23 protein-coding genes are annotated in these 20,493 nt (G+C 68.2%); 11 read left to right on the top strand and 12 right to left on the bottom strand.

Annotation, left to right across the window (positions count from 1 at the left end):
- Window positions 1-85 precede the first annotated feature (85 nt).
- Window positions 86-883: an enoyl-ACP reductase FabI gene (locus ABE454_RS04690; protein WP_346529712.1), complete on the bottom strand. Its 798-nt coding sequence runs from the start codon at window positions 881-883 to the stop codon at window positions 86-88.
- A gap of 133 nt (window positions 884-1,016) precedes the next feature.
- Here ABE454_RS04690 and ABE454_RS04695 point away from each other — a divergent pair, with 133 nt between their 5' ends.
- Complete coding sequence (locus tag ABE454_RS04695; protein WP_346529578.1) at window positions 1,017-1,358, top strand: DUF2794 domain-containing protein; 342 nt, start codon at window positions 1,017-1,019, stop codon at window positions 1,356-1,358.
- A gap of 279 nt (window positions 1,359-1,637) precedes the next feature.
- Here ABE454_RS04695 and ABE454_RS04700 read toward each other — a convergent pair whose 3' ends face one another.
- Window positions 1,638-2,384: a Bax inhibitor-1/YccA family protein gene (locus tag ABE454_RS04700; RefSeq protein ID WP_346529580.1), complete on the bottom strand. Its 747-nt coding sequence runs from the start codon at window positions 2,382-2,384 to the stop codon at window positions 1,638-1,640.
- A 126-nt stretch (window positions 2,385-2,510) separates the two neighbouring features.
- Between ABE454_RS04700 and thpR the strand changes: the two genes are divergently transcribed.
- From thpR to mmcB, 3 genes are all read left to right on the top strand, one after another.
- Window positions 2,511-3,050 (top strand): RNA 2',3'-cyclic phosphodiesterase, encoded by a 540-nt coding sequence (gene thpR / locus ABE454_RS04705; RefSeq protein ID WP_346529582.1) that lies wholly within the window; start codon window positions 2,511-2,513, stop codon window positions 3,048-3,050.
- On the top strand, window positions 3,047-3,616 hold the full coding sequence (locus tag ABE454_RS04710) for a GNAT family N-acetyltransferase (protein WP_346529584.1): 570 nt from the start codon (window positions 3,047-3,049) through the stop codon (window positions 3,614-3,616). The genes thpR and ABE454_RS04710 overlap by 4 nt, the downstream gene beginning before the upstream one ends.
- Before the next feature lie 157 nt (window positions 3,617-3,773).
- On the top strand, window positions 3,774-4,220 hold the full coding sequence (mmcB, locus tag ABE454_RS04715) for a DNA repair putative endonuclease MmcB (protein WP_346529586.1): 447 nt from the start codon (window positions 3,774-3,776) through the stop codon (window positions 4,218-4,220).
- A 31-nt stretch (window positions 4,221-4,251) separates the two neighbouring features.
- Here mmcB and ABE454_RS04720 read toward each other — a convergent pair whose 3' ends face one another.
- Together ABE454_RS04720 and ABE454_RS04725 are read right to left on the bottom strand one after the other, a co-directional pair.
- Window positions 4,252-4,818: an ActR/PrrA/RegA family redox response regulator transcription factor gene (locus ABE454_RS04720; RefSeq protein WP_346529589.1), complete on the bottom strand. Its 567-nt coding sequence runs from the start codon at window positions 4,816-4,818 to the stop codon at window positions 4,252-4,254.
- Between the two features lie 70 nt (window positions 4,819-4,888).
- Window positions 4,889-6,412 carry an ActS/PrrB/RegB family redox-sensitive histidine kinase gene (locus ABE454_RS04725; RefSeq protein WP_346529591.1) on the bottom strand — a complete coding sequence of 508 codons (1,524 nt, stop codon included), beginning with the start codon at window positions 6,410-6,412 and terminating at the stop codon, window positions 4,889-4,891.
- A 94-nt stretch (window positions 6,413-6,506) separates the two neighbouring features.
- Between ABE454_RS04725 and ABE454_RS04730 the strand changes: the two genes are divergently transcribed.
- From ABE454_RS04730 to ABE454_RS04740, 3 genes are all read left to right on the top strand, one after another.
- Complete coding sequence (locus tag ABE454_RS04730) at window positions 6,507-7,127, top strand: SCO family protein (RefSeq protein ID WP_346529594.1); 621 nt, start codon at window positions 6,507-6,509, stop codon at window positions 7,125-7,127.
- A 99-nt stretch (window positions 7,128-7,226) separates the two neighbouring features.
- The gene (locus ABE454_RS04735; protein WP_346529595.1) at window positions 7,227-8,507 is read left to right on the top strand and encodes a polyhydroxyalkanoate depolymerase; all 1,281 of its coding nucleotides are present in this window, start codon (window positions 7,227-7,229) and stop codon (window positions 8,505-8,507) included.
- Window positions 8,473-9,195 (top strand): M48 family metallopeptidase, encoded by a 723-nt coding sequence (locus ABE454_RS04740; protein ID WP_346529596.1) that lies wholly within the window; start codon window positions 8,473-8,475, stop codon window positions 9,193-9,195. Before ABE454_RS04735 ends, ABE454_RS04740 begins: the two co-directional genes overlap by 35 nt.
- Here the strand turns inward: ABE454_RS04740 and ABE454_RS04745 are convergent.
- The 5 genes from ABE454_RS04745 to ABE454_RS04765 all read right to left on the bottom strand — a co-directional run bounded on the left by ABE454_RS04745 (window position 9,192) and on the right by ABE454_RS04765 (window position 12,034).
- Complete coding sequence (locus ABE454_RS04745) at window positions 9,192-9,419, bottom strand: hypothetical protein (RefSeq protein WP_346529599.1); 228 nt, start codon at window positions 9,417-9,419, stop codon at window positions 9,192-9,194. The two genes, ABE454_RS04740 and ABE454_RS04745, sit on opposite strands and share 4 nt — an antisense overlap.
- Window positions 9,420-9,488: 69 nt before the next feature.
- Window positions 9,489-10,052: a DsbE family thiol:disulfide interchange protein gene (locus ABE454_RS04750; RefSeq protein WP_346529600.1), complete on the bottom strand. Its 564-nt coding sequence runs from the start codon at window positions 10,050-10,052 to the stop codon at window positions 9,489-9,491.
- Window positions 10,049-10,201 (bottom strand): heme exporter protein CcmD, encoded by a 153-nt coding sequence (gene ccmD / locus ABE454_RS04755; RefSeq protein WP_003166605.1) that lies wholly within the window; start codon window positions 10,199-10,201, stop codon window positions 10,049-10,051. Before ccmD ends, ABE454_RS04750 begins: the two co-directional genes overlap by 4 nt.
- A 12-nt stretch (window positions 10,202-10,213) precedes the next feature.
- Window positions 10,214-10,933, bottom strand: coding sequence for a heme ABC transporter permease (locus ABE454_RS04760; RefSeq protein ID WP_346529601.1), 720 nt, complete (start codon window positions 10,931-10,933; stop codon window positions 10,214-10,216).
- Between the two features lie 66 nt (window positions 10,934-10,999).
- Window positions 11,000-12,034 carry an adenosine kinase gene (locus tag ABE454_RS04765; protein WP_346529603.1) on the bottom strand — a complete coding sequence of 345 codons (1,035 nt, stop codon included), beginning with the start codon at window positions 12,032-12,034 and terminating at the stop codon, window positions 11,000-11,002.
- A gap of 148 nt (window positions 12,035-12,182) precedes the next feature.
- Here ABE454_RS04765 and ABE454_RS04770 point away from each other — a divergent pair, with 148 nt between their 5' ends.
- Entirely contained in the window at window positions 12,183-13,073 is an 891-nt protein-coding gene (locus tag ABE454_RS04770) for an ATP-grasp domain-containing protein (RefSeq protein WP_346529605.1), read from the top strand.
- 5 nt (window positions 13,074-13,078) lie between these two features.
- Here the strand turns inward: ABE454_RS04770 and ABE454_RS04775 are convergent, their stop codons facing one another.
- From ABE454_RS04775 to ABE454_RS04785, 3 genes are all read right to left on the bottom strand, one after another.
- Window positions 13,079-15,148 carry a transglycosylase domain-containing protein gene (locus ABE454_RS04775; RefSeq protein WP_346529607.1) on the bottom strand — a complete coding sequence of 690 codons (2,070 nt, stop codon included), beginning with the start codon at window positions 15,146-15,148 and terminating at the stop codon, window positions 13,079-13,081.
- Between the two features lie 83 nt (window positions 15,149-15,231).
- Complete coding sequence (locus ABE454_RS04780; protein ID WP_346529609.1) at window positions 15,232-15,852, bottom strand: class I SAM-dependent methyltransferase; 621 nt, start codon at window positions 15,850-15,852, stop codon at window positions 15,232-15,234.
- Entirely contained in the window at window positions 15,849-16,781 is a 933-nt protein-coding gene (locus ABE454_RS04785; RefSeq protein WP_346529611.1) for an alpha/beta fold hydrolase, read from the bottom strand. The genes ABE454_RS04780 and ABE454_RS04785 overlap by 4 nt, the downstream gene beginning before the upstream one ends.
- 99 nt (window positions 16,782-16,880) lie before the next feature.
- Here ABE454_RS04785 and ABE454_RS04790 point away from each other — a divergent pair, with 99 nt between their 5' ends.
- The 3 genes from ABE454_RS04790 (at window position 16,881) to ABE454_RS04800 (ending at window position 20,455) form a co-directional block, all read left to right on the top strand.
- Window positions 16,881-17,996 carry an aromatic ring-hydroxylating dioxygenase subunit alpha gene (locus ABE454_RS04790; RefSeq protein ID WP_346529613.1) on the top strand — a complete coding sequence of 372 codons (1,116 nt, stop codon included), beginning with the start codon at window positions 16,881-16,883 and terminating at the stop codon, window positions 17,994-17,996.
- A 60-nt stretch (window positions 17,997-18,056) separates the two neighbouring features.
- Complete coding sequence (locus ABE454_RS04795; RefSeq protein WP_346529615.1) at window positions 18,057-18,695, top strand: DUF1345 domain-containing protein; 639 nt, start codon at window positions 18,057-18,059, stop codon at window positions 18,693-18,695.
- A gap of 260 nt (window positions 18,696-18,955) precedes the next feature.
- Window positions 18,956-20,455, top strand: a complete 1,500-nt coding sequence (locus tag ABE454_RS04800; RefSeq protein ID WP_346529617.1) for a DEAD/DEAH box helicase — start codon at window positions 18,956-18,958, stop codon at window positions 20,453-20,455.
- Window positions 20,456-20,493 lie beyond the last annotated feature (38 nt).

Raw genomic sequence — 20,493 nt, forward strand, 5'->3', positions numbered from 1 at the left:
GCCGGGATGAGCGGGTAGTGGGGGAATGCAAAAAGGGCCGCCGGTTCGCCCGGCGGCCCTCTGTCTGTCCCAAACCCGGTCGGGCTCAGCCTTCCATATCGTCCGGCAGGCCGACGGCGTGGAAACCGGCGTCGACATGGACGACTTCGCCCGTGGTCGAGCGGCCCAGGTCCGAGCAGAGCCACAGGGCGGCGCCGGCGACGCCTTCCATCGAGGTTTCTTCCTTGATCAGGGAGAATTGCGCCGACTTGGAGTGCAGGCCGCGTCCGCCCGAGATGCCCGCCAGCGACAGGGTGCGCATGGCGCCCGCGCTGATGGCGTTGACGCGGATGCCCTTCGGCCCCAGGTCGCGCGCAATGTAGCGGGTGGCGGCCTCCAGCGCGGCCTTGGCCACGCCCATGGTGTTGTAGTTGGGGATGACCCGCTCTGCGCCCAGATAGGTCATGGTGATCATCGACCCGCCGTTGGGCATCAGCTTGGCCGAGCGCCTGGCCACGTCGACGAAGCTGAAGGCCGAGATGTTCATGGCCAGCAGGAAGCTGTCGCGGGTGGTGTTGTCGACGAAGGAGCCCTTCAGCTCGTCCTTGTTGGCGAAGGCGACCGAGTGGACGACGAAGTCGATCGTGCCGAATTCCTTCTCCAGCTCGGCGAAGGCGGCGTCCATGGAGGCGTCGTCGGTGACGTCGGCCTGGATCAGCAGCTTGGCGCCGACGCTTTCGGCCAGCGGGCGCACGCGGCGCTCAAGACCCTCGCCCAGGTAGGTGAAGGCCAGTTCGGCGCCCTGGGCGGCCAGTTGCGAGGCGATGCCCCAGGCGATGGAGTTGGAGTTGGCCACCCCCATGATCAGGCCCTTCTTGCCCTTCATGAGTTCGCCGGTGGGCATGTCCCAGCCTTCGCTCGTCGCCATGGGTTCGTCTCCGTATCTAGAACTTGATCCGCCTTTTGGACGGGCGCGCGGCGGGTGACAAGTGAGTGCGGACGCTGGCGTTTATCCGCCGTAGGCCTAAGTTGGCGTGATGAGCTTCGACGCCGACAGTCCGAATGCGCAACCAGAGGCGGGACCGGTCTTCTTCGACCGCCGTGAACTGGACCAGATGCTGCGGGTCTATGGACGGATGGTGGCGGCGGGCGAGTGGCGCGATTACGCCATGGCGGGTCAGAAGGATCGCGCCGAGTTCGCCGTCTTTCGCCGTCACGGCGACGCGCCGCTCTATCGCATCGAGAAGCGCCCGGCGCTGCGCCTGAAACAGGGTCAGTGGGCCGTGATCGGCGAGGGCGGCCATGTGCTGAAACGCGGCCGCGACCTGGCGCAGGTGCTGAGGGTCTTCGACCGCCGCAGGTTCACGGTGGTGGAGTAGGGGGCGCCCCATTCATACCCGCTCATCCCGGCGGACGCCGGGACCCAGTGAGTAAGCCAAACCTGAGCCTGACCGCTGAACCGGATGCTCTGAAGCCAAAGCACAGGATCCCGGCGTCTGCCGGGATGAGCGGAGGTAGGTAGCCGTCAAAACCTAACGTGGACAGAGCCAAGAAAAAGGCCCCGACGTCGCCGTCGAGGCCCCATTCTGTCTTGGCCTATCAAGCTGCGCTCAAGTCGGCTGTGACCGCGTCACAGCCATAGCGCGCTTAAGAATCCCCTATTCGCGGCTGCCCATGAAGGCCAGCAGGAATTGGAACAGGTTGATGAAGTTGATGAACAGGCTCAGGGCGCCGAAGCCCGTGGCCACGCCCAGCGCGTTCTGATCGCCGCCCAGGGCGTAGTAGGTCATCTTCAGACGCTGGGTGTCATAGGCGATCAGGCCCGAGAAGATCAGCACGCCCGCGCCCGAGATCACCAGATACATCACGCCCGATTGCATGAAGATGTTGACGATCGAGGCGATGATCAGGCCGATCACGCCCATGATCAGAAAGGTGCCCATGCCGGTCAGGTCCTTCTTGGTCGTGTAGCCGACCAGGCTCAGACCCGCGAAGGCGGCGGCGGTGACGAAGAAGGTCGAGGCCAGCGAACCGCCCGTATAGCGCAGGAACAGCACGCCCAGACCGGCGCCGATGGTGGCGACCACCGCCCAGTAGAGCATGTTGACGCCCTTGGCGGTCGGGTTCTTCATGAAGAACATCGAACCGAACAGCATGACCAGCGGCGAGAACTGCACGATCATGCCCAGCATGGTCATGCCGATGCGGCCGTCCGGCATACGGGCGAACAGCAGCTGTTGCACCGCCGGGACGTTGCCGGTGACGTAGGCCAGGGCGCCCGCGACGACCAGACCGATCGCCAGCTTGTTGTAGACGCCCAGCATGAAGGCGCGCAGACCGGCGTCGACGGACATGTCCGCCGACTGCGGAAGCGGGCGCGCATAGCCGTTGTTGAAGTCGCTCATCGCGAAACTAGTCTCCCATTCGGCCGAGAAGATCCCGACCTTTGGCTGAAATATCGGGATGCAGACGCATCCTTGCAAGAAAAACCGGACTTTCAGTCGCCGGTTCAGCCCGCTACCAAGGGTCGCATGTTACGCCTGTTCACCGCCATCTCCATCCCTGAAGACGTCGCCGAGACGCTGGCGCGGCGACAATCGGGCCTGCCCGGCGCGCGCTGGCGGCCGCTGGACGCCCTGCACGTCACCCTGGCCTTCTATGGCGAGGCGTCCGAACGCACAGCCGATGATCTGGCGTCGGAGCTGACGCGGGCCGAGGGCGGCGGGGCGTTCGAGATCACCCTGAACGGCGTCGGCGCCTTCGGCGACAATCACCGCAGCCATACATTGTGGGCGGGACTGGAGCGGTCCGAGCCGCTGAACGTGCTGGCCGGGCGCTGCCGTGCGGCGGGCGAGCGGGCGGGCGTCCCTCCGGAAAAGCGCGAATATCGACCGCACGTCACCCTGGCCTATCTGAAGCCGCAGGCGAACCCCGACCGCATCGGCGCCTGGATCGCCGGGCACAATCTGCTGAAGTCGCCGCCGATCCGCGTGGATCGCTTCGGCCTCTATTCCAGCGTCCTGACCGGCGACGGCAGCGTCTACACCCTGGAACGCGAGTATCTGTTGTGATCGACCGCCCGACCTCCTCGCTTGGTCCCACGCTGGAGACGGAGCGCCTGTTCCTGCGCCCGCCGACGCTGGAGGACTTCCCCCGCTGGGCCGAGTTTCAGGCGGACCCGGAGACGACGCGCTTCATCGGCGGACCGCAGTCGAAGCATCAGGTGTGGCGCACGATCGCCTCGGTCGCAGGCATGTGGGCGCTGCATGGCGAGGGCATGTTCTCGGTGATTGAGAAGGCGACCGGCCTGTGGATGGGCCGGATCGGGCCGCTGCATCCCTATGACTGGCCGGGCCGCGAGGTGGGCTGGAGCCTGCACCCCGACGCCACCGGCAAGGGCTATGCGGTCGAGGCGGCGGTCGCGACGATGGACTACGCCTGCGACGTGCTGGACTGGCCTGATGTCATCCACTGCATCGACCCGGACAACCGGGCGTCGGAGAAGGTGGCCGAGCGGCTGGGTTCGACCAATCGCGGGCCGGGACGGGCGCCGCCGCCCTTCCATGAGCATCCGGTCAACATCTGGGGCCAGACGCGGGACGCGTGGCGGGAGAACCGCCTGAAGCTGGGGCGCTGATTTTGCGCCCCATGTAGTGGAGAGGCGGCGCAGCCTACGTGACGGCGGGACGCCCGGTTCTGCTGTGGCAAAGCCCCTCCACCGCTTTGCGGTCCCCCTCCCCATTACATAGGGAGGAAAGGCTTGCGGCCGGAACATAGGCGGAACATAAAGGCGTATGGCCGCCGCCGCCCTTCACCTCGAACTGGTTTTCAGTCGCCCTGAGACGACCCTGTCGGTCACGCGGGGCGCGGCGCGGCTGATGCTGGACATGGGTTATGCGCCCCTGCTGGAGGTCTGCCTGCCCAACGGGCGGCGCGCTGATGTCATGGCGCTGGGACCGAAGGGCGACATCATCATCTGCGAGGTGAAGTCGGGCGTCGACGACTATCGCGTCGACCGCAAATGGCAGGAATACGGCCCCTTCTGCGACGCCTTCTACTTCGCCGTCGCGCCAGAGTTTCCCGAGGGCGTCCTGCCGTACGAGCCGGGCCTGATCGTCGCTGACGGTTTCGGCGGGGCGGTGGTGCGCGACGCGCCCGCCACGCCCCTGGCCCCCGCGCGCCGCAAGGCCCTGACGCTGGCCTTCGCCCGTCTGGGCGCGCTCAGGACTATGCGGGAGTAACGCGCTTCTCCCTCAAGGGGAGATGGGCGACTTAACGCGGCGCGCGCTTGGCCAGGATGCGTTGCAGGGTGCGGCGGTGCATGCCCAGACGACGGGCCGTCTCGGAGACGTTGTGGTCGCACAGTTCATAGACGCGCTGGATATGCTCCCAGCGCACCCGGTCGGCCGACATGGGGTTTTCCGGCGGCTCGGGCGCTTCGCCGGTGGACAGCAGGGCCTTGACCACGTCGTCGGCGTCGGCAGGCTTCTGCAGATAGTCGACGGCGCCGGCCTTGACCGCCGCGACCGCCGTGGCGATGGCGCCGTATCCGGTCAGCATGACGATGCGGGCGTCCTCGCGCCGCTCGCGGATGGTCTCGACCACCTTCAGGCCGTTGCCGTCCTCCAGCCGCATGTCCAGAACGGCGAAGGCGGGCGTGGACTGGCGCAGGGCGTCGGCCGCCTCGGCCAGCGACCCGGCGACGGTGACGGTGAAGCCGCGCGATTCCAGCGCCCGGCCCAGCCGCGTGCGCAGAGCCTGATCGTCATCCAGCAACAACAGCGAGCGGTCGCTGAGGGCGGCGATCTGTTCTGTGATCTGGGTCTCGGGTTCGGACATGTATTTCTCCTGAGGTTTCAGGTCGTGCGTCACGGCCGCAGGGTCAAGGGCCAAGCTCCCGACTGCGACATCAGGTTCCATCGCCTTCCATCGCCGAGGCGGTGACTTCCAGCACCTGACGCGGCCAGCGCACCGAGACGCGGGCGCCGCCCGGCTGGCCTCGCGCCGGATCGCCCGCGCCTACCGAAACCTTGGCGCCGGACCGCTCCAGCAGGGTGCGGGCGATGAAGAAGCCCAGTCCCATGCCGCCCTGACTGGGGGCGATCGGAGCGGTGATCGGCGGCGGCGCCAGGCGCTCGCGGCGAGCCGGGCGCGAGGCGGCGGCGATCTGGGCGGCCAGGGCGCGGCGGGCCTTGGCCTGCGGGCGGCTGGTCACATAGGGCTCGCCCAGACGCGGCAGGATTTCCGAGGCGAAGCCGGGGCCGTCGTCGACGATGTCGATCTCGATCCACCCGGCGTCGACCACGGCGGCCAGCTGGACCCGTGCGGTGGCGAAATCGGCGGCGTTCTCGACCAGGGTCGACAGGCCATGGACGATTTCAGGCAGGCGGCGCAGGCGCGGCGTGTCCTGACCGGACGGGATCTTCACGGCGATGTCGAAATCGAGGTCGAAGCCGCGATGCGGTTCGGCCACCTCCTCCAGCAGGGCCTTCAGGCCGATGTCGGCGAACAGGGCGTCGCCCTCCTCGGGCTGGGCCGACAGCTGTTTCAGGATGTCGCGGCATCGCTCCGCCTGTTGCAGGATCAGGGCGGCGTCTTCGGCGGCCGGGCTGTCTGCGGCCGCGTCGCGCAGCATCTCCTTGGCGACGACCTGAATGGTGGCCAGCGGCGTGCCCAGCTCATGCGCCGCGGCGGCGGCCAGACCGCCCAGAGCCGCCAGCCTCTGCTCGCGCTGCAGCACGTCCTGTGTGGTGGCGAGCGCCAGTTCCAGCTTGTCGGCGTCGGCCGCCACCTTCCAGGCATAGCCGGCGGTGAACAGCACCCCCGTCACCAGCGCCAGCCCCAGCCCCAGACGATAGAGGCCCGGAAGCTCCAGATGCTCATGCAGCCGCCACGGCAAAGGCAGGGACCACGAAAACAGGAAACCCACGGCGATCAGGGCCATCACGCCCAGCACCACCGCCTGTCGCGCAGGCAGGGCCGCCGCCGCGATCGTCACCGGCGCCACCAGCAGCAGGCAGAAGGGGTTGGCCAGCCCCCCGGTCAGCGCCAGCAGGGTCGCCAGCTGCAGGATGTCGAAGCCCAGCTGGGCGGCGGTTCTCGGCCCGTCAGGCAGGCTGCCGTCGATGCGGCGCGCCCGCGCCATGGTAGCGAGGTTCATCGCCACGCCCGCGCCGATCACCGCCAGACACTCCCACAGAGGCAGGGGGAAGTGCAGGGCGAAATAGGCCGTCAGGATCGCGCAGGTCTGGCCGATCACCGCCAGCCAGCGCAACACGATCAGGGTGCGCAGCGACAGGCCGCGCCCGCGTCGGGGCAGTTCCGGCAGACCGGCCAGTTCGCCGCCCGCCTGCGTCAGGGCGTCGAGAGCGAGGCGCGAGGCGGCGGGGTTCAAGGCGGCCTGCGACCGGATGGGGGCTTCTGTAGGGTTCACCCCTCTTCTATAGACCGGGGAAAGATCGGCTGCACGGTCCGCCGTGTCGCGCCCGCCGAATGTCCGCCGTCCCGCTTCTGTTCAAGGAGACGCCATGCCCCGCCGTCCCGTAATCCTATTCGCCGCCGCCTGCGCCGTCATCGCCCTGGCGCTGGGCGTTGTGACCATGGTGGTGGTCGGCGGCCGTCAGCAGTCGGCCCAGACCACGGACGCCGCGACGGGTCAGCCTCTGGTCGGCGGCCCCTTCACCCTGACCAATCAGGACGGCCAGGTCGTCACCGAGAAGATCCTTGAGGGCAAGTGGAGCCTGGTCTTCTTCGGCTTTACCTACTGCCCCGACTACTGCCCGACCACGCTGGGCGTGCTGAACGCCGTGCAGGAACGGATGGGCGACAAGGCCAAGAATCTGCAGATCCTGTTCGTCAGCATCGACCCCGAGCGCGACACGCCGCAGATGCTGAAGGACTATCTGTCGTCCGACGGTTTCCCCGACGGCGTCATCGGCCTGACCGGCACGCCGGAACAGGTGGCGCAGGCGGCCAAGGCCTATCGCGCCTTCTATCAGAAGGTCGGCGAGGGCGAGGGCTATACCATGAACCACGGCCTGACCGTCTATCTGATGGGGCCGGACGGACAGTTCCGCAGCGCCGTCGCCCATGATCTGGGGCCCAGCCGCACCGCGACCCTGATCGAAAACGCGATGGAGAAGGGCTGATCACCTTTCCCTGAACGGGACGAAACCGGCCTTATTTTGCGACGCGGCGCCCTGTATGATCAGCGTTCCGCTGTCAGCGGAGGCCGCAACCGGGGTTTCATGCTCTACGCTTTTCACGAGCTCGCCTATCATTCGGCGACGCCGTTCCGGATCGGGGCCCAGATGGCCCGCCAGTTCTGGACCTCTCCGCTCAATCCGGCGGCCGACACGGCGATCGGTCGCACCGCCTATGCCGCCGCCGAGGTGTTCGAAAGCCTGACGCGCCGTTACGGCAAGCCTGACTGGAACCTTGAGACGATCGAGATCGACGGCAAACCTGTCCGCACGACGGAACAGGTCGTCTGGTCCTCGCCGTGGTGCCGTCTGGTGCGGTTCGCCCGCAACATCGGCGATTTGAAGCGCGCCGGAAAGGCGACGGCGGCGCCCGCCGTGGTGATCGTGGCGCCCCTGTCGGGCCACTACGCCACCCTGCTGCGCGGCACGGTCGAGACCTTCCTTCAGGACCACGACGTCTATGTCACCGACTGGTCGAACGCCCGTCAGGTGCCGATGCTGGAAGGCCGCTTCGACTTCTACGACTACATCGACGAAGTGCGCGAAATGCTGGCCGCCGTCGGCCCGCGCGCCCACGTCGTCGGTGTCTGCCAGCCGGGACCGCCGGTGCTGGCCGCCTGCGCCGTGATGGCGGCCGAGAACGATCCGAACCGCCCCGCCTCCATGACCTTCATGGGCTCGCCCATCGATGCGCGCCTGTCGCCGACGGTGACGAACCAGCTGGCTGAGGAAAAGCCCTTCACCTGGTTCAAGTCGAACATGATCCATACCGTGCCGCTGCCCTATCCGGGCGTTGGTCGGCGGGTCTATCCGGGCTTCGTCCAGCTCTACAGCTTCATGTCGATGAACGAGGACAAGCACATCGACGCCCACCGCCGCTATTTCAATGATCTGGTCGCGGGCGACGGCGACGGGGTCGAGAAGCACGAACAATTCTACGACGAATATCTGTCGGTGCTGGATCTGACCGAGGAATTCTATCTTCAGACCATCGACATCGTCTTCCAGCAGCATCTGCTGCCGCGCGGCCTGCTGGAGCATCGCGGCAAGCCGGTCGATCTGACGGCCATCACCGACATCGGTCTGGCTACCATCGAGGGCGAGATGGACGACATCTCCGGCGTCGGCCAGACCCAGGCCGCGCACGGCCTGACGCCGAACATCCCTGACGACCGTCGCCTGCTCTACGTCCAGCCCAAGGTCGGCCACTACGGCGTCTTCAACGGCCGCCGTTTCCGCGAGGAGATCTATCCCCGCGTGCGCGATTTCATCGCCAAGAATGAAGCGATCAGTGTCGTACCGGAACGGTCAGCGTCTGCCGCTTGAGGGCGGCGGCGCCCTGAGACTGTCGGTCAATCCGCGCGCGCGTCGGCTGTCGATCCGCATCGACGCCCGCGCGGGCGAGGCCGTGGCCGTGGCCCCCAGCGAGCGGCGCCTTGGCGAGGTCGTGGCCTTCGCCCGCACCAAGGCCGGATGGATCGCCGAACGGCTGGCCGCGCGCCTTGATGCACAGCCCTTTGAACCGGGCGCCGTCGTGACCTGGCTGGGCCGCCCCGTGCGGCTGGAGGCGACCGGCGGCGCAGGCGCAGCCCGCCTGATCGACACGCCGGACGGGCCGGTGCTGCGTTCCGGCGGCGAGGGCGAGGCCTTTTCCCGCCGCATCGAGAACTGGTTCCGCCGCGCCGCGCGCGACTTCCTGACCGAGCGCACGGACATCCACCTGAAGACCCTGGGCCAGACGCCGGTGAAGGTGTCCATCGTCGACACCCGCTCGCGCTGGGGCTCGTGCAGCCCGCACAACCGTTCGATCCGCTATTCCTGGCGCGTCATCATGGCCCCGCCCGCCGTGGCCGACTATCTGGCCGCGCACGAGGTCGCCCATCTGGTCCACGCCGACCACAGCCCCGCCTATTGGGCTGTCGTGGCCCGCCTGATCGGCGACCACCGCCCCCATCGCAACTGGCTCCGGGAACACGGCGCATCGCTGCACGCCATGGGCGGGGCGCCCGCCTAAACCCGAATGTCGAGCAGGGAGCCGGGGCGTTGCAGGCGTGCGGATGCGGTGGAGGCTTCTGACGGCTTTGGCGCAGCGGCCTGTTCAACGGAGGATTGAGCCGCAACCGGCGTCGCCACGCCCATCGCCTGTCGGAAGAAGGCCGACTGGGCCGTTCTCAGGGCATGGGCCGCGCCGCCCGCCTGAGGCGGAAAGGCCGGCCGCTCGGATGAAATCGCGGACATGGGCCGAAGATGGCCGCGCTTCGTCTAGATATGGTTAACGCGCGATTCACCCTGTTTCGGGCGGTCGCCTCAGCGCGCGGGTGCGTTCAGGGCGTCTGTCAGCGTTTTCAGATCGGCATCCGTCAGAATGGGCCCCGACGATTTGGCGACGATGGTCCCGAAGGCGTCGACGGCGAAGCTTTCCGGCACGCCCGACACGCCCAGATCCAGCCCGGCGCGGCCTTCGCGGTCCACCAGCACCAGACGATAGGGATCGCCCAGATCTTCAAGGAAGGCGTCGGTGGCGACGGGATCGTCCTTATAGGCCACGCCGACCACGGCGACGCCCTGTTCCTTCAGCTTCATCAGCTGCGGATGCTCCAGACGGCACGGCGCGCACCAGCTGGCGAAGACGTTGACGATCATCGGCTTGCCCACGCCCGCCGTCTTCAGGTCCAGCAGGTCATTGCCCGCCTTGCCGTCGATCAGGACGGACAGAACCGTCGTTTCAGGGATCGGCTGGCCGACCAGGGCGTCGGGGCGATAGGTCGGCCCAGCGGCGGGATCCCCCGCCATCCGGTCCATCTGCGTCATCAGAAAGATCCCCAGCGCCGCCAGGACCGCGATGGGCAGAAGGGCCAGCCAGCGCTTCATTTGCGCGCGGCCTCCAGCCGCGCCAGCTCGCGCTTCCAGCGACGGGCGGCGATCAGGGCGCGCGCCGACAGGGCGGCCAGCACCACGGCGCTGATCCCCCATGCGGGCCAGACGAAGGCGCCATAGGGGCTCATGTCCAGATCAAGCATGAAAGACCTCCATCAGGCCGCCAGCGCCGCGCGGGCGCGAAGGGTCAGAACACGGCGGCGGCGCACCTCGGTGCGGATCGACGTCAGCCAGATCGCGCCGAACAGCACCACATAGGCCGCCATCATGGTCAGCAGGGCAGGCAGGAAGACCGGATCGACGCTGGCCCCGCCCGAGCGCAACAGCGACGCGGGCTGATGCAGGGTGTTCCACCAGTCGACCGAAAACTTCACGATGGGCAGGTTGATCAGGCCGACCAGACCCAGCACCGCCGCGGCCCGCCCGGCCTTGGCTTCATCGTCGATCGAGGCGCGCAGGGCCATGTAGCCTAGGTAAAACAGAAACAGCACCAGCACGCTGGTCAGGCGGGCGTCCCACACCCACCACGTCCCCCACATCGGCTTGCCCCACAAGGAGCCCGTGATCAGCGCCAGAGCCGTAAAGGCCGCGCCCGGCACCGCCGCCGCCCGAGCCGCCGCATCGGCCAGCGGATGACGGAAAACCAGGGCGAAGAAGCTGGACACGCCCAGCGCTCCATAGGCCATCAGACCCAGACTGGCCGCCGGAACGTGGATGAACATGATGCGGACGGTGTCGCCCTGCTGATAGTCGGCGGGCGCGGTGAAGCTGAACCAGACCCCCAGCAACAGCAGGGCGAGCGCACAGACCCACAGCACCGGAACCAGAGGACCGGTGAAGCGCATGAAGCGGTCAGGATTGGCGAGGCCGAACATGGGCTGCCGATTACGCGGCCCCGCGCCTCACGGCAAGCGGGCGCTGCATTTGACGCTGCCGCGGCCTTACAGGCTCAGGCCGTTCTGCGCCGCCAGATCCTTCAGCGCCGCCATCGGACGCGGGCCCCAGTGGGCGATGACTTCCGACGCCGCCAGCGAGCCCATCGCCCCGGCTTCGGCCAGCGACAGGCCGCGCGACAGGCCCAGCAGCACGCCCGCCGCGTACTGATCGCCCGCGCCCGTGGTGTCGACGACCTTCTCGACCGGACAGGCGGCGACCTCGACCCGCTCTTCGCCGCGGAACAGCACGGAGCCGGCAGCGCCGCGCGTCACGGCCGCCACCTCGACGATGCGGCCCAGATGAGCGGCGGCGGCGTCGAAATCTTCCGTCTCGAACAGGGCCTGAAGCTCCGCTTCATTGGCCAGGACGATGTCCGCCGAAGTCTCGATGAAGGCCAGCAGCTCGGCGCGCCAGCGGTGGACCACGAAGCTGTCCGACAGGGTGATGGCGACCTTGCGGCCCGCCGCGTGGGCGGCGGCGGCGGCGGCCTCGAAGGCGGCGCGGGCGGGCTCGGGGTCGAACAGATAGCCTTCCAGATAGACGATGGCGCTGTCGCCGATCACGCCCGCATCGACGTCAGCGACGGTCAGCTGGTTGGCGGCGCCCAGGAAGGTGCACATGGTGCGCTGGCCGTCCGGCGTGACGTTGATCAGGCACCGCCCGGTGCCGAAGCCGTTGCCTGCGCCGCCTTCCAGCGCGGGGGTGTCGAAGTGGACGCCGACGGCGCGGATGTCGTGGCTGAAGACTTCGCCCAGCGTATCCCTGGCCACCTTGCCGATATAGGCGGCGCGCCCGCCGAACGAGCCGACGCCCGCCACGGTGTTGCCCGCCGAACCGCCCGACGCCTCGACCCCGGCGGCCATGGCCTCATAAAGGGTCGCGCTCTGCGTCTCATCGACCAGCTGCATCGAGCCGGGGATCAAGCCCTTGGCCTCAAGGAAGGCCGGTTCGCACGGGGCCAGAACGTCAACGATGGCGTTGCCCAGGGCGCAGACGTCGAAGCGTGCGTTTTGGGCGAAGGCGGGCAGAGACTGGGTCATGTCCGCCCCATAACCGGCGGCGCGCCGCTGCGCCAGAGGAACGGCCTCAGCCTAAAAAGAAAAGCGGCCCTTCACCCGCCCGCGCAGGCCGCCTAAGTCCGGGGTTCCCTTGCACAGCGGCCCCGCCGGGCCGAGCGGAGCCCTGTTGATGACCGATGTCGCCGTCCTGACCCCCGATCCGGCCGATCCCACCTATTCGACCCTGTGGCCCGGCGTGCTGGACCGGCTAGGCGAGGCGCTGGCGACGGCGGGGATCACAGCCCGACCCACGCCGTGGACCGACCACATAGAGAACGCGCGCGGCCTGATGGATTATCCGCTGGTCCTGCCGCTGCTGGTCTGGGGCTATCATCAGGACCACGACCGCTGGCTTCAGGCCTGCACGACCTGGAGCGAGGCGGGCGCGCCCCTGGCCAATCCGGCCGCGACCGTGCGCTGGAACGCCGACAAACGCTATCTGGGCCGTCTGGCTGAAAAGGGCGTGGCCATCCCCGAGACGATCTTCACCGACCATGTCGACGCGGGCGTGGTCGAGGCCGCCTTCGCCGCAACGGGGGCCGAGACCCTGATCGTCAAGCCGACCGTCTCAGGCGGCGCCTGGCGCACCCTGCGGGTGGCGGCGGGCGACCTGCTGGACGCGGCCCTGATCGACGCGCCTGTCGGCGGGGCGATGATCCAGCCCTACCTCAAGGCCATCGAGACCGAAGGTGAGACCTCGCTGCTCTATTTCGGCGGCGAACTGAGCCACGTCGTGAACAAGCGCCCCGGCCAGGCCGGCGAGTTCCGCATCCAGACCCAGTACGGCGGCCAGTATCAGGCGCTGGACGCCGCGCCGCAGGGCGCGCTGGACCTGGCCGAACGCACCCTGTCCGCCATCGATGAAGACCTGCTCTACGCCCGCATCGACATGACGAAGGGCGACGACGGCGAGTGGGTGCTGATGGAGGCCGAACTGATCGAGCCGGACTTCTACCTCGCCGCCGCCCCCCACGCCGCCGAACGCTTCGGCCGCGCCGTCCGGGCACGACTGGAGCGCTGATACAGTCAGAAGAACAGGGCGTCCGGGCGGCGTTCCTGCTGCGGTGCGGGCAAGGCCTGCGGCGGGGCAGGGCGCGCCGCTGCGGGCTGTTGCGGCTGGATCGGTTGCGGCGCGGGCGCGTCGGCGGCGGGCGGCTGGGCGTCATAGGGAACAGCCGTCGCATAGGGGTCTTCCACCTGGCCCATCAGGTCGCCGACGGGATCGGGCGGGGTCCAGCCTTCGGGCAGGGGCGGGCCGTTGGGGATGGGCTGGACGGCCAGGCGCGGCAGGGCCGCCTCCATGAAGCCGCGCCAGATGGCGGCGGGCGAGGAGCCGCCGGTGACGCGGGCCATCGGCTTGTTGTCGTCCTTGCCCACCCAGACGGCGGCGACGAAGCCGCCCGTGTAGCCGACGAACCAGGCGTCCTTGTAATCCGAGGTGGTGCCGGTCTTGCCCGCGATGTCGCGTCCGCCGATGGCGGCCGAGCGGCCGCTGCCCGAGGTGACGACGCCGCGCAGCATCTGGTTCATGTAGTAGAGCGGCGGATTGTTGATCGCCTGACCGCCTTCGGTCGGGCCGTGGGTGTAGATCACCCGGCCGGACGGGGTGCGGATGCGGCTGATGCCATAGGCGTCGATGCGGCGGCCGCCGTTGGCGAAGGCGTCATAGGCCTGGGCCATCTCCAGCGGGCTGACCTCGACGGCGCCCAGGGCCATGGACGGCTGCAGGCCGATGTCGCTGGTGATGCCCAGACGGCGCGCGGCGCGGGCGACGCTGTCGCGCCCGACCTGATCGGCGACATAGGCGGCCACGGTGTTGGTCGACTGGGCCACGGCCTGAGCCAGGGTCATCTGGCCCGAGAAGTTGCCGGAATAGTTGCGCGGCGACCATCCGCCGATGGTCACGGGCTGGTCGACCACCGGGGTCTGGGGCGTATAGCCTGCCTCGACCGCCGCCAGATAGACGAAGGGCTTCCACGCCGAGCCCGCCTGACGGCGCGCATCGACGGCGCGGTTGAACTGGCTGTCGCCATAGGATGAGCCGCCGATCATGGCGCGCACCCGGCCGTCGCCGTCCAGCGCGACCAGAGCAGCCTGTTCGACGCCCCGGCCCTTGTCGCGGTCCAGGATGCGGCGCACGGCGCGCTCGGCGTCGGTCTGAAGGGTCAGGTCCAGCGTTGTCTCGACGACCATGTCCTCGGTCGGTTCGCCGACCAGACCGCGGATCTGCTTGTCCAGCCAGTCGATGAAGTATTGGGCGTGCTGGCTGGCCAGGGTCTTGGAGACCCGCACCGGCTCGGCCACGGCGGCTTCGCGCTGGGCCGGGGTGATGGCGCCGACCTCGACCATTTCGTTCAGCACGACGTTGGCGCGGGTGGCGGCGCGCTCGCTCTCGGAGACGGGGGAATAGCGCGAGGGGGCCTTCAGCAGGCCCGCCAGCAGGGCGGCCTCGCCGACCGTCAGCTTGTCGGCGCCCTTGTCGAAATAGCGCTGCGAGGCGGATTCGATGCCATAGGCGCCCGCGCCGAAATAGACGCGGTTCAGATAGAGGGCGAGGATTTCCTTCTTGGAGAACTTCATCTCCAGCCAGACGGCGAGGATCAGCTCCTGCACCTTGCGCTTCATGTTCTGGTCGGGCGTCAGGAACAGGTTCTTGGCCAGCTGCTGGGTGATGGTCGAACCGCCCTGGACCACGCGCCGGGCCTTCAGGTTCGAGGCCATGGCCCGGCTCATGCCGATCGGGTCAAAGCCGGGGTGGTGATAGAAGCGGCGGTCCTCGATGGCCACGAAGGCGGCCGGGACATAGTCGGGCAGGGCGTCCAGATCGACCGGCGGCGCCATCTGGGTGCCGCGCACCGCGATCAGGGCGCCGGACCGGTCCAGATAGGTGATCGAAGGCTGGCGATCGATGTCGTACAGGCCGGATGTATCGGGCAGGTCGCGCGCGAAGACGGCCAGGAAGACGACGGCGAAGATCAGGCACCAGACGGCCAGCACCGCGGCCCAGTAGAGCAGACGGCGCATGACGGATCGGCGCGGCTTTCCTCCGCCCTGATCGTTCCGGTCGGGTCCGCGGTCGTTGCGCGCCATGAACATCCCTTTATGCCAGCAGGAAGAACCCTAGCCGTTCCCGTCGCCCGCGAAAACGCCCCCGTTTCCGATCACGCCAGCGTGTGCGTTTATTTCGCCGAAAGAATGGCGCGCCGGGCGAGCCAGACGCCGTTATCGCCGCTGTTTTCAAGGCTCAGACCGGCATCGGTCAGCAGGTCGCGATAGGCGTCCGGGGCCAGACTGCCGTGATAGAGCGGCTCGCCTCTCCATTCGCCGATGGCCTCGCCGTGGTCGGGACCGGCGGTGAACATCAGCCGCCCGCCCGGCGCGACGCGGGCGGCCAGTGCAGGCAGGACCATCGTCTGGGCCTGCGGGGTCAGGTGGAACAGGCTGTGCCAGGCCAGTACGCCGTGAAAGGCGCCGTCCGGCAGGCCGTCGCGCATGTCGCCTATGCGCCAGTCGCCGCCGGGCAGGGTCTGGCGCGCATGGGCGATCAGGCCGGGCGAGGCGTCGAGGCCGACGGCCTCGAAGCCGCGCTCCAGCAGGGCGGCGCCCATCGGCCAGCCGGAGCCGCAGCCGACGTCCAGCACGCGGGCGCCGGGCGGCCAGTCCTGCGTGAAGCGGTCCAGCCATGCGGCCTCGTCCCAGTCGCCTTCATGACGGCGCAGGGTTGCGCCCCGGTCGCGAATCCAGTCGGCCGCCCTGTCCTGATAAAGGCCGATGATCCGATCCGCGGCTGGATGACTCATCGGGTCAGAAAGGCGTCCAGTTCGCCGTAGAAGGCCGTCGGCTGGTCGAACATGATGAAGTGGGCGCTGTCGTCGATGCGCTTCAGCCTGGCGCCGGGCAGGGTCGCGAAGGACATCTGATAGATGGCGTCGGTGACGGCGTCGGTCATGCGGGCGTCGTTGAACTTGACGTAGAGCACCTCGGTCGGGGCTGTGATCTTCGCCAGTTCGGGGCGCAGGTCGGTGGTGACCAGTTCGCGGAAGGCGGCGGCCGAGACCTTCTGGTCGCTGTCGCGCATGTCCTGAAGGGCTTCTTCGCGGCGGCTCTCGGTGTTGATCATGCCGTTGATGGCGGTGGTCGCCTGGGCGACGTAAGCCTCGCGCGGGCTGGTCGACTGGGCGGTCCATATCTGATCGGCGACGGGAGCCACGCTCTCGGCTGTCGCGCCGGGCGCGCCGAACATGGCGCCCATGAAGGGGATCATGTCGACCACCATCAGCCTGCCGACTAGGTCCGGGTGGCGCGCGGCCAGCATCATGCCCATGGTCCCGCCCATGGAGTGGCCGACGACGGCGGGCCTGTTCAGGTGCTGTTCGCGGATGTAGCGGGCGATCTCCTCGGCCACGGGGGCGCCGACAGGCTGGGGCGCGTCGCTCTGGGCGTTGGCCTGCGGCGCGGCGCCCGCGAAACCGGCGACATGGATGCGGTGGATGCGATAGCGCCCGGCCAGATGATCGACCGTGCCCTGCCAGATGTCGGGCGAAGACGACAGGCCGGGGATCAGGATCAGATCGGGCGCGCCCTCCGGCCCGTCGACGCGGACGCTGAGGCGGTCGGAGGCGAAGACGCTGTACGCCGCAGGATCGGCGGCGCCGTTCTGCGCCACAGCGGGGGCCGCGCCCAGCAACAGGGCGGCGGCGATGAAGGCGGCGGAGGCGGTGCGGATCAAGGCGTCTCTCCCAAAGAGAATTTGAGCCAGATTAATTCATCGGCTGAGGAAGGGAATGGCCTTTGGACGGCCGCCCGTCCCTGCTGCTACAAGGCGGCCATGACCGCAGACGCCGCGACCGCATCTTCCGCCACGCCTGAAGCCAAGGCCCCGCCGACCGCATTCGGCAAGGGCTTCATCACCGACGCCTGGTATTTCGTCGCCCTGGCGCGCGACGTGCCGGTCGCCAGCCTGAAACGCTATGAGATCATGGGCGAGCCGGTGCTGATCGGGCGCACCCGCGCGGGCGAGGTTTATGGGATGCGCGACATCTGCCCCCACCGCGCGGCGCCGCTGTCGGCCGGGCGGCTGGTCGAGAAGCCGGGCGAGGGCGAGACGATCGAATGCCCCTATCACGGCTGGCGCTTCCGGCCTGACGGCGTGTGCGCGGCCATCCCGTCGCTGGTCGAGGGTCAGGCGTTCGAGGCGAACCGCATCAAGGTCCGGTCCTACCCGGTGCGCGAGAGCCAGGGCATGGTCTTCGTTTGGATGGCGGCGGACGCCCGCAACCCGTCCGAACCCGATCAGGAACCGCCGCAGTTCCCCGGCGCAGTCGGCCAGCCGCGTCTGGTCGAGTGGATGGATTTCGACAGCCATATCGACCACGCCGTCGTCGGCCTGATGGACCCCGCCCACGGCCCCTATGTCCACCAGCAGTGGTGGTGGCGGTCCGAGCATTCGATGCACGAGAAGGCGAAGACCTTCGCCCCCGTCGACTTCGGCTGGGCCATGGTGCGCCATGCGCCGTCGTCGAACAGCCGACTGTACAAGGTGCTGGGCGGAGCGCCCGCGACCGAGATCACCTTCCGCCTGCCGGGCTATCGCTGGGAGCATATCCAAGTGGGCGAAAAGCAGGTGCTGGCCCTGACCTGCCTGACGCCGGTGAACGAGACCAAGACCCGCATCACCCAGATCTTCTGGTCCGACCACTGGGTGTTCGGCATCGCCAAGCCCTTCCTGCGAATGGGCGTGGTGGCCTTCCTGAAGCAGGACGGCGGCATGGTGAATCTGCAGAACGAGGGGCTGAAATACGACCCGGCCCTGATCTGGATCGACGACGCCGACAAACAGGCCAAATGGTATCAGCAGCTGAAGCGCGAATGGCTGAAGAGCCGCGCCGAGGGCCGCGCCTTCGTCAATCCGATCAAGGAGACGGTGCTGCGCTGGAAGAGCTGACGGCGGGGCGAAGAACGGCGCGCTCTGGCGCTTTTTGCGAAACGGCCTAAGCATGGCCGTATGCACTGGTTCACCCGCATCTTCCGCCTGCACGCGACCCTGTGGCTGGGGCTGGCGGTCATGCTGGCCGTGTTCTGGATCGCCAGCGAATGGCGCAACTCCATGCAGCTGGCGACCGGATGGAATGCGGGGATCGCGACCTTTCTGGGACTGACGCTGGTGCAGGCCCTGCGCCGCCGCTCGACCGAGGATATCGAGCATCGCGCCGGAAATCTGGATCAGGCGGGCGCCTTCCTGTTGCCGCTCAGCATACTGTCGGCGGCGGCCAGCCTGTTCGTGGTCATCGCCGAGACCTCCGCGACCGAGCGGCCGTCGCTGGCCAGCGCGCCCTATACCGTCCTGACCATCCTGATCTCATGGCTGTTCGTCCATGTGATCTTCGCCCTGCATTACGCCCATGAATATTATGCGCCCGGCCAGGACGGGGTGCGCGGCGGGCTGGAGTTCGCGGGCGATGAGGCGCCGGACTATTGGGACTTCCTGCATCTGGCGCTGGCGGTCGGCGTGGCCAATCAGGGGACGGTGGCGGCCTCCAGCCGCCGAATCCGGCGGGTTCTGACGCTGCATGGCCTGATTTCATGGCTGTTCAACACCATCATTCTGGCGCTGACGATCAATCTGGTCATCAACCTTTTCTGACGGCGAAGGTTGACGCAGGGGCGCGGCGTCGCCATTTAGCGCGGCATCGCACAATGCGGTGACCGGCGCGTTCCAGCGCGTGTTGGGCTTTTCCTCTGCGAAAAGCTTGTCTGTCGAGCGGCCGGATCATTCGATTTCATACGTCGTCCATACACGCGGGGCGGCGCCCGTTCCCCGCCCGAGCTTCGGGCAGGCGACGTGCGCCCTTTGTGAAACCGGCCCTGTCCGGCTGCGCCCGTCGTCGTTCGTGAAAGATAGACGTGAGCGAAATTACCTTTGAAACCATGGGCCTGAACAAGGCTCTGCTGACCGCCCTGGCGTCGACCGGCTATGAGAAGCCGACGCCGATTCAGGCCAAGTCCATTCCCGACGTGATGAAGGGCAAGGATCTGCTGGGCATCGCCCAGACCGGCACCGGCAAGACGGCGGCCTTCGCCCTGCCGATCCTGCACCGTCTGGCCGAGAACCGCGTGGCGCCCAAGCCGCGCACCACGCGCGCCCTGATCCTGAGCCCCACGCGCGAACTGGCGACCCAGATCGCCGACAGCTTCAAGCAATACGGCGCCCATCTGGGCTTCCGCGTCGCCGTCATCTTCGGCGGCGTGAAATACGGCCCGCAGGAACGCGCCCTGCAACAGGGTCTCGATGTCCTGGTCGCCGCGCCGGGTCGCCTGCTGGACCACCTGCAACAGAAGACGCTGGACCTGTCGCAGACGGAAATCTTCGTCCTGGACGAAGCCGACCAGATGCTGGACCTGGGCTTCATCAAGCCGATCCGCCAGATCGTCAGCCGCATTCCGGCCAAGCGCCAGAACCTGTTCTTCTCGGCCACCATGCCGTCGGAGATCGGCAAGCTGGCGGGCGAGCTGCTGAAGGACCCGGTCAAGGTCCAGGTCACGCCGCAGGCCACCACGGTCGAGCGCATCAAACAGTCGGTGATCTGGGTCGAGCAGGGCAAGAAGCGCGCCCTGCTGACCGAGCTGTTCTCTGATCCCGCCTATACGCGCTGCCTGGTCTTCACCAAGACCAAGCACGGCGCCGACAAGGTCGCGGCCTATCTGGAAGCCGGCGGCGTCGAGGCCGGCGCCATCCACGGCAACAAGAGCCAGCCGCAACGCGAGCGCGCTCTGGAAGCCTTCAAGAACGGCAAGCTGCGCGTTCTGGTCGCCACCGACATCGCCGCGCGCGGCATCGACGTGGACAAGGTCACCCACGTGGTGAACTTCGAGCTGCCCTATGTGCCGGAAGCCTATGTCCACCGCATCGGCCGTACGGCCCGCGCGGGCAAGGACGGCACCGCCATCAGCTTCGTCGCCGGCGACGAGATGAAGCTGCTGAAGGACATCGAGAAGGTCACGCGTCAGAAGATCCCGGCCGTCGACCGCCGCAACGACAAGGCGCTGGCCCAGCTGGACGCCTCCATCATGTCGGCGGGCGTGGCCAAGAAGGCGACCCTGCCCGAGCGTGAAGGCCGGTCGGACGGCGAAGGGCGCGGCGGCCGTCGCGGCGGCCGCAACCCGCACCGCGAAGGCGTCAAGCAGGAGGGCGGCGGTCAGCCGCACCGCCAGCGTCGCGGCCGCAACGGCGCGCCTGCGGCCGAGCGTCCGGCCGTCGCCTATGATCCTATGGCGGGCGACCGCGCCCGTTTGTCGGTGCGCGCCGCCCCGGCGGCTGAGCCCAAGCCGGTCGGCGAACTGCAACGCCGCCCGCGCCGTCGCCGCCCGTCGAACGGCGGCAAGGGCCACGGCGCCCAGGGCTGAGGTCGAGATTTCCTCCCCACAGGGTGGGGAAGATATAA

The sequence above is a fragment of the Brevundimonas diminuta genome (assembly GCF_039673845.1).
Taxonomy (GTDB): domain Bacteria; phylum Pseudomonadota; class Alphaproteobacteria; order Caulobacterales; family Caulobacteraceae; genus Brevundimonas; species Brevundimonas diminuta_E.

What these genes read in the sequence shown, in the direction of transcription:
- ABE454_RS04695 (WP_346529578.1), top strand. Translation starts at nt 1,017, where the DNA reads ATGAGCTTCGACGCCGACAGTCCGAATGCGCAACCAGAGGCGGGACCG.
- thpR (WP_346529582.1), top strand. Translation starts at nt 2,511, where the DNA reads ATGTTACGCCTGTTCACCGCCATCTCCATCCCTGAAGACGTCGCCGAG.
- ABE454_RS04735 (WP_346529595.1), top strand. Translation starts at nt 7,227, where the DNA reads ATGCTCTACGCTTTTCACGAGCTCGCCTATCATTCGGCGACGCCGTTC.
- ABE454_RS04720 (WP_346529589.1), bottom strand. Translation starts at nt 4,818, where the DNA reads ATGTCCGAACCCGAGACCCAGATCACAGAACAGATCGCCGCCCTCAGC.
- ABE454_RS04765 (WP_346529603.1), bottom strand. Translation starts at nt 12,034, where the DNA reads ATGACCCAGTCTCTGCCCGCCTTCGCCCAAAACGCACGCTTCGACGTC.
- mmcB (WP_346529586.1), top strand. Translation starts at nt 3,774, where the DNA reads ATGGCCGCCGCCGCCCTTCACCTCGAACTGGTTTTCAGTCGCCCTGAG.
- ABE454_RS04790 (WP_346529613.1), top strand. Translation starts at nt 16,881, where the DNA reads ATGACCGCAGACGCCGCGACCGCATCTTCCGCCACGCCTGAAGCCAAG.
- ABE454_RS04770 (WP_346529605.1), top strand. Translation starts at nt 12,183, where the DNA reads ATGACCGATGTCGCCGTCCTGACCCCCGATCCGGCCGATCCCACCTAT.
- ABE454_RS04760 (WP_346529601.1), bottom strand. Translation starts at nt 10,933, where the DNA reads ATGTTCGGCCTCGCCAATCCTGACCGCTTCATGCGCTTCACCGGTCCT.
- ccmD (WP_003166605.1), bottom strand. Translation starts at nt 10,201, where the DNA reads ATGCTTGATCTGGACATGAGCCCCTATGGCGCCTTCGTCTGGCCCGCA.
- ABE454_RS04690 (WP_346529712.1), bottom strand. Translation starts at nt 883, where the DNA reads ATGCCCACCGGCGAACTCATGAAGGGCAAGAAGGGCCTGATCATGGGG.
- ABE454_RS04795 (WP_346529615.1), top strand. Translation starts at nt 18,057, where the DNA reads ATGCACTGGTTCACCCGCATCTTCCGCCTGCACGCGACCCTGTGGCTG.
- ABE454_RS04745 (WP_346529599.1), bottom strand. Translation starts at nt 9,419, where the DNA reads ATGTCCGCGATTTCATCCGAGCGGCCGGCCTTTCCGCCTCAGGCGGGC.
- ABE454_RS04750 (WP_346529600.1), bottom strand. Translation starts at nt 10,052, where the DNA reads ATGAAGCGCTGGCTGGCCCTTCTGCCCATCGCGGTCCTGGCGGCGCTG.
- ABE454_RS04780 (WP_346529609.1), bottom strand. Translation starts at nt 15,852, where the DNA reads ATGAGTCATCCAGCCGCGGATCGGATCATCGGCCTTTATCAGGACAGG.
- ABE454_RS04775 (WP_346529607.1), bottom strand. Translation starts at nt 15,148, where the DNA reads ATGTTCATGGCGCGCAACGACCGCGGACCCGACCGGAACGATCAGGGC.
- ABE454_RS04700 (WP_346529580.1), bottom strand. Translation starts at nt 2,384, where the DNA reads ATGAGCGACTTCAACAACGGCTATGCGCGCCCGCTTCCGCAGTCGGCG.
- ABE454_RS04730 (WP_346529594.1), top strand. Translation starts at nt 6,507, where the DNA reads ATGCCCCGCCGTCCCGTAATCCTATTCGCCGCCGCCTGCGCCGTCATC.